Source organism: Salipaludibacillus aurantiacus (assembly GCF_900111295.1).
GTDB classification, from domain to species: Bacteria; Bacillota; Bacilli; order Bacillales; family Salisediminibacteriaceae; genus Salipaludibacillus; species Salipaludibacillus aurantiacus.
In genome coordinates, this window is record NZ_FOGT01000003.1 from 338,516 (window position 1) to 349,552 (window position 11,037).

The window sequence follows — 11,037 nt, forward strand, 5'->3', positions numbered from 1 at the left end:
TCACACATTACCTGAATGGCTGTGAGACACTTTTTTTAACTGACTTTATGATATTGGCTGATCAAACCGTTCAGCTGCAAAGTGGTAGCCTGCAGATCTTCCGAATTTGCTGCAACTTCTTCCACCTGCTGCTGCTGCTGGTCAATAGTATGTGTAACCTGTTCGATTTTTTCCGAAGCTTCCAACGCTGTTTGTGTCGTCCTTTCTATAACCTGGCTAATTTCTCCGCTTTGCCTGTTTACTTTAAAAACTGAATCAGTATTATCAGAAACAAGCTTTTCCATTTCTCCTATACGGTCAAATATTTGCTTGAAATAACTGCCTGTTTCATGTATTTGATTAACTCCCTGTCCTGCCTGAATAGCCCCGTTTGACAAAGCTTTCCCCACTTCTCCAGTATCATGCTGTATTTTATTCACAATGCTTGTGATTTCTCTTACTGCAACCGCTACTTCTTCTGACAATTTACGTATTTCACCGGCAACGACCGAAAATCCTCTCCCGTGCTGGCCGGCACGCGCTGCTTCAATTGAAGCGTTCAGCGCCAGTAAGTTAGTCTGCTCGGCAATATCTTTAATGCTCTTCACAAATCTTGAAATTTCCTGAGAGCGTTCGCCCAGCACTTTCACCTGATAATTCGATTCGTCCACTACATCACGGACGTTTTCTATCTGGTTCACTGAAGCTTCCATTTTTCTGTTGCCTTCCGTTGTTAATTCAGCAATTTCTTTTGCAGACTGATTCATTTTTTCGCTGCTTGCCAGCAGCTGATTAATTTCGTCTGAATTAATACTTACTGATTCAGATATGTCTACGAAAGACTGGCTTTGTTCTTCTATTCCGGCGAGTAATGTTTGCATACTTGAATGGACATTCAAACTGTTATCTTTGAGGTGGTCAGTAAATTCAGTAAGAAAGTCAGTTTTATTTTTAACGTTTGTGGAAGTTTCACTAATATGCCCCATCATTAAAGCAAGACGTTCCTTTAATTCATCCAGTGCATGTGAAATCTGCCCTAACTCATCCCTGCTTTCATCATGGAGGTTTTCGATATCCAACTCTCCGGAGGTTATTTTTCTGCTGTAACCGATCATGACGGATAGCCGTTTTTTTACATTCCTGCTTATAATCAGCAATAACAAAACAGCAAGTATTAAAGAAATTAAAAATGAAAACAGCAATAAGCTGGAAGACCAGTAGAGACTCTGGTGTGTTGAATCTGCTGCCTGGGCTCTTTCTTCATCGACCATTTGCCTTAACTGCTGCAAAGAATAAACATTTCTGTTTTTAATCGTTTCTCCTCTGTCTTTAATAACGTTAATAAAAACCAGATTATCTGTATCTCCCGCGACTTCATAAGCTTGACTGAAAAACAGCTCATTAATGTCAGCCGCATTTCCTCTCACAAGGTTGATAAGGCTCTGCATTTCCTCCGTATCCAGGTAGGGCTCAATTTCATGCAAAAGCTCTGTAAAAGCTTCACCATTTTCAGCAAACGCTTCTTCTACCCCGGGTTCAGGTATAAAAAGATACTCCAGCAGCAGGGCGTACCGCTCTTCAAATAATTGAGCCATATCCGTTAAAATGACTGCGCGTTCACCGCTTCTTTCCATCTCCTCTACATCCTGCTGTACATTATTCAATGCGTAAGCAACAAATAGAGCAGAAGCTAAAAATAAACCTGCTGTAAAAATAAAAACAATGCCATACTTTCGTGTCAGAGAAAAGTGTTTCATGTTTAATTTTCTCATAAGGTCCCTTCTTCCCCCAGATTTTGAAATCGTTTTCATTATATCATGGTTCTTTTTGCATGTGTATATTATCCTAATCAACACCATAAAAAAGGAGTATATAAAAGCAGGACTTTTATATACTCTGGCATAATTTGTTTTTATTTTTTTATATCGGGAATGCATATGATAAAAGCAAGATATAAATCAACAGAGGAGGGTTATTCATATGGAGATAAAATTCAGTAAAGATTATTACAAATATAAATGGCACTGTTTTTGGGCCATGTGGTATGAAGCGAAAGGGTATTATTACGGCACCGAAAAATATACAAGTAAGATAACCAGGCACGAGGAAAAAGCCTCGAAGGCTTTAATGGGACACCAAAACAACATTCCTGAAGAGCCGGTTAATAATGAAGAAATTCCGTATAATTCTGATTCGGTGAATAAAAATAAATCCTTAGAAACAGCCGCTTCATCTGACTGAGTTATCCGATATATATACAGCTATAATAATTGATATTATCCCTGCAGACAGCTTACCTGCTGCCATCGGCACTACCATATGCGGTTCGAGGGCAGCAGTAAAACCTAAATGACCGCCCAATACAAACGCCCCGCTGACAGAAAAAGCAACATTGATTAATTTTCCTTTATTATCTAATTCATGTAATTTTTTATACATAGGAATGCTGTGTGCCAATGAAGCAGTGAGCCCTACCCAGGCCATGTCACCTATTCCGCTTCTCTGAATCAGCGGTTTGAAAAATGGAATGGCTTTCTCTTTAAGGAAATGAACGAGTGGAAAAGCACCTGCTAAAGCTAATACAATCAGCCCGATGATTTCCATGGATTCTTTAAAAGGAGTCAGCCCGCTGATCAGCACGCTCCCTGTTAACTCCTGTACTGCTACAATTCCGAGCACAACAGCCGAAAAACCAATAATGCCTTTCCCCAAAATAATAAAACACTGAATCATTAATTTATCTGCCCATAAAAGTCCGGCAATAATTATTCCTGTAAATAAGATAATAGGAATTAACTGCTGAAGAAGAAACAAAGGTGAAAAACCTGCTATAACCCCAGCTATAAAAGCCCCTGCAGGGACTGGGATAAGTCCTATCATGATCCCTTTTGCCAAAAAAGGGTATTCTTTTTTGCCTACAAGTCCTAAGGCTACTGGTATAGTAAATACAAACGTAGGGCCAAGCATTGTAGAAAGAATGATACCGGAGAAAAGACCCGCTTCCTCGCTGCCAGCCAGCTCCAAAGCTAAAGGATAGCCTCCCATATCTATGGCCAGCAGCATACCGGGAAAAACTGCGGGATCAGCGCCCATGATCGAAAAAACCGGCGTAATAACCGGTCTGACTATTTCTGCTATAACCGGGGCCGAGGAAATCATACCTACCATCACCAGAGCAAGAGGCCCCATCGCATGAAACCCTTCATCAAACGCCTTTCCGTATCCTTTTTTGTAACCCGTGGTTTTATCTGCAATTCCAACAAACATAAAAAAAATCAGGGTCCAGATAATTATTGAATTGATCCACATTGTTTTCCCCCGGATATTTAAGTATTAAAAATAAACCACTTATCCGTGTGGAATAGTGGTCATTTATAAAGTCACAGATTAACGGCCAGCTTTAGAAAAACCGAATGCATGTACACCTCTTCCCTCTATCCATCGGATTAATTTCAGCAGTCTTCAAGGTAAAGGGGAAGACGAATTGTAAATTTAGTACCTACGCCTTCTGTACTTTCAACTTCTATGTCGCCATCATGATCTTCTATGATCTGGTAAGAAACCATTAGACCCAGTCCGGTCCCTTTTTCCTTAGTCGTAAAAAAAGGCTCACCAACACGGGACAGCATAGATTCAGGAATCCCGCATCCTTCGTCAATAATCTCTACCACCGCAAATGTCTTCTCTTTTTTCAGGCAGACCGTTATTTTTCCATTGTCCATTGCCTCAATAGCATTTTTAATAAAATTCATAAAAACCTGCTTAATCTGGTTGCTGATACAGCGGATTCTCAGATCTTCCGTCTCTTCTTCTATATAAATATAAATATTTTTAATAATCGCCTGAGTATTCAGGAGTGTAACGATATGGTCAAGCAGCGAGTTTAATGAGCAGACTGCTTTGGCTGAAGTCTGGGGTTTAGATAAGATAAGAAGCTCATTCAAAATTTGTTCTATTCGGGCAAATTCAGAATTCATAATATCGAAATACTCCTGTTTGCCCTCCCCGCTCATCTGGATTAATTGAAGAAACCCTTTCAGTGATGTCAGCGGGTTGCGTATTTCATGGGCGATTCCAGCAGCCAGCTGCCCAACGGCAGATAATTTTTCTGACTGGTAAAGCAGTTCTTCTGATTTCTTCTTTTCTGTCACATCCCTGAATGTAAACACTGTCCCTACCACTTTTTCGCCCATTACCATAGGCGTCATGACGTATTCTATAATCAAAGGCTTTCCGTCTTTCCTGAAAATAGACACATCGTTTTTACGGACTACCGTCTCTTTAGACAAATCGCTGACATCCGGGCATATATCTCTTAACATCACATTTTTATCTTTGTTAAAAAGCCGGCCAAGCGTATATTCATCCAACTCTTCCTTTGAATAACCTGTCATTTCAGCTGCTGCCTGATTCCACATAATGACGTTAAAATCATTATCAAAGCTTGCAATCCCTTCTTTAACCGATTCCAGAATCAATTCATTTGTTTTGAAAACTTCTCGGTATTTCTCCAAGCTTTCCCGTTCTGACGTTATATCTTTAATAATGCCGTAGACACCGATAATATTTGACTGAACAATAATTGGCAAAGCTGTAATTAAGAGATGGAATGGTTTAGTAACATTCCCCGAAAAATTACATTCCGCTGCTTGGGGTTTTCCGTTAATTGCATAGTTAAACAGGCTTTTAAGGATATGTTTCTTACTTTCCGGAACAAACTCTAAATAATTGCTTCCTAGCAATAGTTTCTCATTTATTGGAAATAACTTTTGAAACGCTGAATTCACCGCAAGCATATTACCATCCATATCAACTGAGCATACAGCGTCAGGATGCTTTTGAAAAAGGGTCCGGTAGCTTTCTTCCACCACTTCCATCGCTAAATGTTTTTGGGTAATATCCTGAAAGACAATTAACAGCCCTCCTTGTTTCGGATAGGCCTTAACATGGAACCACGTATCATTAGCTGAGTAGTACTCATCAAACTCTACCGGCGTCTCGTTCATAAGGGAATGGTAAAAAGCTTCATAGAAGAACGTACGGACGAGACCTGGAAACTCCTCCCATATATTTTTTCCAAGCAGATAATTTCTGTCTTTTCCAAGGTACTTTTTTGCTGATTTGTTTATGTATTGAATTTCCCAGCGGGAATTAAGATACATAACTCCATCAGACAGAAGATCCATCGTACTTGCAAAAGAAGATACGACCCCTTCCCGGTCTTCTTCTTGTCCTATAAGCGAGAGAATATCATTTTGCAATATATGATGTTTATCAGCTTTCATGCTTGTCACCCCTATGGTCCATATGAAAAACGTGACTTATCTTAAAGTTTATTGGCGAAAATTTTTGCTGAAGCGCATACAAATTTTAAATAAATGAAAAATTATACTTTCTGATAAGTACAATAAGAGTCAATCTATTCCTATCTTACCAAAAAATTATAATTAATTATGATTTTTTTTAAATTTTTACAGATTATTTCTCGGTTTATCTCCGCAAAATCCGATAAAAAACACGGTTTTTCGATAAAAACCGTGTCATAATTTGCTATTCTATATTCCAGCTGACCGTTGAAGGCGTTTAGCAATTTCCTGAAACATATCTTCCGTAATCCCAGGCGCAAATTCCTCAGGTACCTCTTCAAGGTCGGGGACAGGGCCTCCTTCAGGGGTTCCCTGTATCACTTCAAGCTGACCGCCATCTGGATGTACGCCTTTCCATATTTGGCCAATCTGCTTATAATCTTCCGCACTGAATGTATATAATTTTCTCTGAGAACCTTCCGCCTCAAACTTTCTCGCAGTTTCAAACTTACTGTTATCCAAATTGGGAATCGGCAGCATTTTTTTAACATCCACCCCTGTTATTACTTCAAGCGCCTTTGCGTAAGCCAGAATATGAACGCCGCCTCTTACAAGCAGGTATCCGACCATTTCACGTGCGACAGGATTATCCGTCATGGAATAGACTCTCATTTTATGAGTGCGTGCTCCGCATTCGAGAAAAAAATTATGAAGTAAATCGAGGACGAGGTTTCCGCTGCTGAAGACGTTATCTCCCGTCCATGGCCTTCCCATTGAATCGCCGGGCAAAGATGTCTGGGCAGTTTGAATAAAGTGGTAAGAATTTCGTTTATCTTTGGCATTTTGCATCGGTGTGATATCAGGATCTCCTGGAAAAGTGGTTCCGGCAATCATGAGATTGATTGTATTAGAAACTAACTCCACGTGGCCCAATTCTTCAGCTGTAATACTGGCAATTAACTCATAAAACGGCCGAAATTTCTTTTTTTGCCTGAAATTAAATGACTGGAACATATAGTTGTTCAACGTCGACATTTCGCCATATTTTCCACCGAGTAATTCCTGAACGGCCGCTGCTCCATTTGCGTCCGGGCTTTTAGGCATAGGCAGTTCAATTTGAAGCTTGTTAATACGCGTAAACATCTAACCCCTCCTGCAAGTTTTAGTGTGGGTCTGCTTTCACTGCATATAATCTATATGCTCATCTGAACTTGGCCCATCACAAAAACATGCTGCAGGGAAAAGAGCATTAAAACTTATCAGCTGACTTATCCAGGATTACAGGAATTTCATCAGTCAAACGCATGCCTTGCGGCGATACGTCACAACGGCAGGCAGCTGTCAGAACTCCTGCGCTCCCGGCTTTTCTCATAGCTTGGGAAAAAGCCGGGTCGATCCAATCAGCTGGTTTTAATTCCTTTATATCACTTCGCTGTGCCACAAAAAGTAACGCTGCATGCCAGCCTTTTTCCTCGTTTATATCAATCAATTCAAGCACGTGTTTTGTCCCCCTGGCAGTAACTGCATCAGGAAAATAGCCCGTTTGATTGTTATCAGTCAAGGTGACGCCTTTTACTTCCACCACCATTTTTTCTCCGCTGTCGGTTTCAAGTAAATGATCCCACCTTGATCTCCCTTTTGTATATTCTGAACGTACATAATTCCACTTCTCGAAACTCGGAAGAAGATTATTTTTCAGCGCAAGGCCTGAAAGCCTGTTAGGAACAGTGGAATTAAGAGATACCCACCCTTTTCCATCAGGCCTTTTAACACAGACTGCTGAATACGCCGTTTTTCTTTCAGGGTTGTTATTTGGTAATAAATAAATTTCTGCTCCCGGCTTAAGAAGTTCGGTCAGCCTTCCTGAATCAGGCAGATGTGCTTCTATTTCGGTGCCTTTACTGGCAAGTATGCACGTGATTATAAAACGGTTCGGCCGCTCTGCAAAATATGAAAGTGTCATCGAAGGTGAAAAATCGAACGAGGCAAGTGACATGATTATCCTCCTTCTCTACTCTCTGACTTCAATCACAATAGAAGTGGTATAAGTATGGTTCTCAGGCACTTCCTCTACCGTAACAGCAAAGTCCGTTCTTAGTTCTATTTCGTACTCTCCCGGCGGGAATCCGGTCTCGTTCATAAATGTCTGATAAAAATCGGCATGTTTATCGTCCAGACTGTAAGCGATTCGTTTAATATACTCTTCTTCATACCACTGGTTCTGGTCCAGAGTACTCGTTTGCTCAATCTCTTTTAATGGATAAGGAAGTTCTGCCCCCCTGGTTATTTCAATCATTTCAAAATTAAATGGACTTTCCTGATGTATGATTTCCAATTCTTCAGCTTCTCCGATATACTTCAGTTTACCTTTTAATTGAACTTCTTCTTCCGCATCATAAATTGCCTTTTCTGACACAAGCCTAAGCATAAAATCTCCTGCATCGGTTTCAGATACAACCGGCTGATTCCCTTCTTCTTCACCTTCGTTTTCCTCTGGTTCATTGTCTTCCGGAACGCTGTTTTCTTCTTCAGCCTCATTATCTTCAGTTATATCCTGTTCTGTTTCAGTTGGGCCATTACCACCATTGCACGCGGCAGCTACCACCAATCCCAGTATGACTAGCCACAAAAGCTGTTTTTTCATATTCCGTCTCCTTTCACACATTCAAGCTGCCTTTAAGTTCCATTGTACTCAAACCTCAATTTTAATGTCTATATGCCTATTATCTTTTTCTTTCTTTTCCCTAATTATCAGCATTCTAGTCCCGCTATCAGAGGGTATAGAGGTAGAACTTTGCCGTATGATAGTGGAACTCTACCGTATAACCGGACAACTCTACCGTATAAATGCGAAACTCTACCGTATAACAAATACCGACGTTATCCGACAAATAATTCGGGGTCAGACCCCCCAGAAATTACCACTAAAAAAACCTTTGCCCGTACAGTTCACGGGCAGAGGTTTTTTAATTCAGGACGGGGATAAGGCCTGCTATTATTATAAATACTGTTAAAGTTAATACGATGCCTGCCAGATAATAAGCGGGTTTTTTTAATGAGCTGTTGTCAGGTATTTTGCTTATGAAAACAAAAATCAACAGGAAAGCCATTATTATAAAGATAAGCGGCTGCATAACATCCATGTGTATTCTCTCCTTACGTTAACATACTTATCTTTATTTTCCCGCTTTATATACTTTGCGAAACAATTTACTCTTTTAATTTAACAGCCGTGCCGTAGACCATCACTTCAGAGGATCCGGACATGATAGAAGAAGACGTATACCGGACATTAACAATAGCATCTGCACCAAGATTTTCTGCCTGGGAAATCATCTCTTTTTCAGCAATATCCCTTGCTTCATTAAACATTTCTTCATACTCTTTCATCTTTCCGCCGACCAGCCCTCTCAGGCCGCCTACTATATCTTTTCCGATATGCTTAGCTTGAACGGTGTTGCCTGATACAATTCCCAGATGCTTTTCAATTTCCATACCAGCTATGTGTTCGGTGTTTACCACTATCATTTCCATTCCTCCTCGGAACATTTATTACTTCTTATACGCAAAATACACCTATAAAGTTTCTTTTTGGTCTGCGGTTTCTTTCATATAAGTAATAATTTGCGGATCGATCAAATGGTCATCTCTCCAGCGTTCTTCGAAATTCTCCTGCATATAATAAGTTTTCAGCTGTTTTTTTACATGGTCAGTATAAGTGTCCTCGGCGCGTTCCAGTAAACCGTTGCTGGCAAGCAGCTGCTGAACTTCTTTAAGCACGTCGCCTTCAAGCTGAAGGAGATCTTCTTCCGCCGGCTGTGAAAAATACAGCTTATGAAGCTCATAAAGCCTTCTCAGTTCTTTAATAGGTTCTTTATGGTCATCTACTCTTAAATCGTACTTACGGTCGTTATAGCCGCCGTAGCCTCCTTTATCCTGAACGATAAACAGGGCAGCAGATTGTTTTCCTCTTGAATCACCGCCTGCAGCCTGCGCTTTATCCAAAGCTTCTACAAGGCGTTCAGCAAGGGAGCCAGAAGCACTTTCAAACGTTTTAACTAATTGCTGGACAGTATCTTCACTTACTAGTATATTCCCTTGGGCTGTACAGTATGTACCTGCCTGATGCCCGGCCCAGTGGTAACAGTTTTCCCCTGTATAAGCGGCTGTCTCACCTTTACTGTTCATCACTGCGAACTGCCTTAATTCACGGTCAGGGTCTTCTTTAATAAGCTCTTCTATTATTTTTTCAGGCGCAAGGCCTTTTTTCAGCAAAGCCAGTCCTTCAGGTCCAAAAGCCGTATTTGCAAAAGACTGAGTAGCCACTGCCCCGACACATGCCTCTGCCCATGGAACAACCGCTCCCACACCAAGAAATTTGGACTGGACTGCTACTCCCCATTCTTTTGTCTCCGGATCGAACCCTATAATTGAAAAAGTCGCTACTTCCGGCCAGTTTTTTATCATATCTCTTCCACCTGCTTTCTCTTTTTTTCTATCATAATCTTCAGAAAATGAAAACGTCAATTAAAAGTATTATTTAATCAGGTTTAACGCCCATGACGGTTGGGAATTAGTGGATAGTGAAAGGAGAGATTCGGATGAAAGTATTAATTATTGGAGCAAATGGCCAAGTAGGCAGACATGCCGTCAGAATGGTAGGATTAAGCACGATTCATGAAGCAAAAGCGATGATCCGTGATGAGGACCAGCGCCAGGCTATGGAAGAATTGGGGGCTGAGGAAATTGTCATCGGGAACCTGGAAGAAGATTTCAGCCACGCATTTGAAAATACAGATGCAGTTATCTTCGCTGCCGGCTCCGGCCCTCACACGGGTAAAGACAAAACAGTAGATGTAGATAAACTGGGAGCTATCAAGTCGATTGAAGAGGCCGAAAAAGCTGGTGTCCAAAGGTATATTATGATTAGCGCACTTGGTGCGGATCACCCTGAAGAAGGACCGGAAGAACTTGAGCATTATATGCAAGCGAAAAAAGATGCCGATGACAAACTGCGAAACAGTTCTCTGAACTACACTATTTTGCGCCCGGGCAAACTGGTGAACGAACCGGCCCGCGGTAAAATAACTGCAAAAACATCTCTTGATAACACAGATTCAGATATTCCAAGAGAAGATGTGGCAGCTGTAGCTTCCGCCTCTCTTACCATTGAAGAAACAAACCACAGCGTCATCGAGATACTCAGCGGTGATGAAGCCATTGGAACAGCACTTAAATCATTCAAATAAAAGATAAAGGGAACGCCTCAGCCGGCGTTCCCTTTACTTCTCTCCAACATTCCTCTTTTTTCCAAATTGCACCCTTAAAGGATTGCTATTATAATAAATTTACAAGTAAGACTCAGAGGGGGATTTTGATGGTAGCATTAAAGCTTAAAGAAATGTCTAAACAGGAACGAATAAATATAATTATAGTTTTCGCTCTCCTAGGTGCAGCCGTTGCAGTTGGCATTTTTGTCGGCACAAACGAAGAATGGATTGCATCAAGGAATTTTACAGCAGGCTACATGGCAGGCTCTCTGCTCGCCGCGGTGGTGCTGTTCAGCATTTACCGCTCAATTGCTTTTATTTTTGAAAAAATGGGCGGCAGCCACAAGAAATAATTAAGGATTTTTAAAGAGGACTTTTTCAAGTCCTCAGGCTGTTGAGAAAGTATTCTCAACAGCCTTTTTTAAAAGAAAAGTAAGATATCTCACGATCTCATCACTACCGGCGGACGCTTTCCGTGGGGC

12 protein-coding genes are annotated in these 11,037 nt (G+C 40.9%); 3 read left to right on the top strand and 9 right to left on the bottom strand.

Translation table 11 applies throughout. The annotated features are described in order from the left end of the window. Positions 1-35: 35 nt before the first annotated feature. Complete coding sequence (locus tag BMW59_RS05515) at positions 36-1,736, bottom strand: methyl-accepting chemotaxis protein (RefSeq protein WP_177174195.1); 1,701 nt, start codon at positions 1,734-1,736, stop codon at positions 36-38. 223 nt (positions 1,737-1,959) lie between these two features. On the opposite strand from BMW59_RS05515, the gene BMW59_RS05520 reads away from it, so the two are divergent. Further along, positions 1,960-2,220 carry a hypothetical protein gene (locus BMW59_RS05520; RefSeq protein WP_093048455.1) on the top strand — a complete coding sequence of 87 codons (261 nt, stop codon included), beginning with the start codon at positions 1,960-1,962 and terminating at the stop codon, positions 2,218-2,220. Here BMW59_RS05520 and BMW59_RS05525 read toward each other — a convergent pair. From BMW59_RS05525 to BMW59_RS05555, 8 genes are all read right to left on the bottom strand, one after another. Continuing rightward, the gene (locus BMW59_RS05525) at positions 2,209-3,288 is read right to left on the bottom strand and encodes an ethanolamine utilization protein EutH (RefSeq protein ID WP_093048459.1); all 1,080 of its coding nucleotides are present in this window, start codon (positions 3,286-3,288) and stop codon (positions 2,209-2,211) included. The genes BMW59_RS05520 and BMW59_RS05525 overlap by 12 nt on opposite strands. A 143-nt stretch (positions 3,289-3,431) precedes the next feature. Continuing rightward, complete coding sequence (locus tag BMW59_RS05530) at positions 3,432-5,264, bottom strand: PAS domain-containing protein (protein ID WP_093048461.1); 1,833 nt, start codon at positions 5,262-5,264, stop codon at positions 3,432-3,434. A gap of 270 nt (positions 5,265-5,534) precedes the next feature. Continuing rightward, complete coding sequence (locus tag BMW59_RS05535) at positions 5,535-6,428, bottom strand: manganese catalase family protein (protein WP_093048464.1); 894 nt, start codon at positions 6,426-6,428, stop codon at positions 5,535-5,537. Positions 6,429-6,534: 106 nt separating this feature from the next. Further along, positions 6,535-7,281, bottom strand: coding sequence for a DNA/RNA nuclease SfsA (gene sfsA / locus BMW59_RS05540; RefSeq protein WP_093048466.1), 747 nt, complete (start codon positions 7,279-7,281; stop codon positions 6,535-6,537). 15 nt (positions 7,282-7,296) lie between these two features. Then, positions 7,297-7,929, bottom strand: a complete 633-nt coding sequence (locus BMW59_RS05545; protein ID WP_093048469.1) for a hypothetical protein — start codon at positions 7,927-7,929, stop codon at positions 7,297-7,299. A 322-nt stretch (positions 7,930-8,251) separates the two neighbouring features. Continuing rightward, complete coding sequence (locus tag BMW59_RS21540; protein ID WP_177174196.1) at positions 8,252-8,428, bottom strand: hypothetical protein; 177 nt, start codon at positions 8,426-8,428, stop codon at positions 8,252-8,254. A 67-nt stretch (positions 8,429-8,495) separates the two neighbouring features. Then, positions 8,496-8,813 carry a YbjQ family protein gene (locus BMW59_RS05550; protein WP_093048472.1) on the bottom strand — a complete coding sequence of 106 codons (318 nt, stop codon included), beginning with the start codon at positions 8,811-8,813 and terminating at the stop codon, positions 8,496-8,498. A gap of 48 nt (positions 8,814-8,861) precedes the next feature. Next, positions 8,862-9,752, bottom strand: coding sequence for a DUF1028 domain-containing protein (locus tag BMW59_RS05555; RefSeq protein ID WP_093048475.1), 891 nt, complete (start codon positions 9,750-9,752; stop codon positions 8,862-8,864). Between the two features lie 134 nt (positions 9,753-9,886). Between BMW59_RS05555 and BMW59_RS05560 the strand changes: the two genes are divergently transcribed. Together BMW59_RS05560 and BMW59_RS05565 are read left to right on the top strand one after the other, a co-directional pair. Further along, complete coding sequence (locus BMW59_RS05560; protein ID WP_093048478.1) at positions 9,887-10,534, top strand: SDR family oxidoreductase; 648 nt, start codon at positions 9,887-9,889, stop codon at positions 10,532-10,534. 128 nt (positions 10,535-10,662) lie between these two features. Beyond that, positions 10,663-10,908: a hypothetical protein gene (locus BMW59_RS05565; protein WP_245732954.1), complete on the top strand. Its 246-nt coding sequence runs from the start codon at positions 10,663-10,665 to the stop codon at positions 10,906-10,908. Positions 10,909-11,037 lie beyond the last annotated feature (129 nt).

What these genes read in the sequence shown, in the direction of transcription:
- BMW59_RS05515 (WP_177174195.1), bottom strand. Translation starts at nt 1,736, where the DNA reads ATGAAACACTTTTCTCTGACACGAAAGTATGGCATTGTTTTTATTTTT.
- BMW59_RS05520 (WP_093048455.1), top strand. Translation starts at nt 1,960, where the DNA reads ATGGAGATAAAATTCAGTAAAGATTATTACAAATATAAATGGCACTGT.
- BMW59_RS05525 (WP_093048459.1), bottom strand. Translation starts at nt 3,288, where the DNA reads ATGTGGATCAATTCAATAATTATCTGGACCCTGATTTTTTTTATGTTT.
- BMW59_RS05530 (WP_093048461.1), bottom strand. Translation starts at nt 5,264, where the DNA reads ATGAAAGCTGATAAACATCATATATTGCAAAATGATATTCTCTCGCTT.
- BMW59_RS05535 (WP_093048464.1), bottom strand. Translation starts at nt 6,428, where the DNA reads ATGTTTACGCGTATTAACAAGCTTCAAATTGAACTGCCTATGCCTAAA.
- sfsA (WP_093048466.1), bottom strand. Translation starts at nt 7,281, where the DNA reads ATGTCACTTGCCTCGTTCGATTTTTCACCTTCGATGACACTTTCATAT.
- BMW59_RS05545 (WP_093048469.1), bottom strand. Translation starts at nt 7,929, where the DNA reads ATGAAAAAACAGCTTTTGTGGCTAGTCATACTGGGATTGGTGGTAGCT.
- BMW59_RS21540 (WP_177174196.1), bottom strand. Translation starts at nt 8,428, where the DNA reads ATGGATGTTATGCAGCCGCTTATCTTTATAATAATGGCTTTCCTGTTG.
- BMW59_RS05550 (WP_093048472.1), bottom strand. Translation starts at nt 8,813, where the DNA reads ATGATAGTGGTAAACACCGAACACATAGCTGGTATGGAAATTGAAAAG.
- BMW59_RS05555 (WP_093048475.1), bottom strand. Translation starts at nt 9,752, where the DNA reads ATGATAAAAAACTGGCCGGAAGTAGCGACTTTTTCAATTATAGGGTTC.
- BMW59_RS05560 (WP_093048478.1), top strand. Translation starts at nt 9,887, where the DNA reads ATGAAAGTATTAATTATTGGAGCAAATGGCCAAGTAGGCAGACATGCC.
- BMW59_RS05565 (WP_245732954.1), top strand. Translation starts at nt 10,663, where the DNA reads ATGGTAGCATTAAAGCTTAAAGAAATGTCTAAACAGGAACGAATAAAT.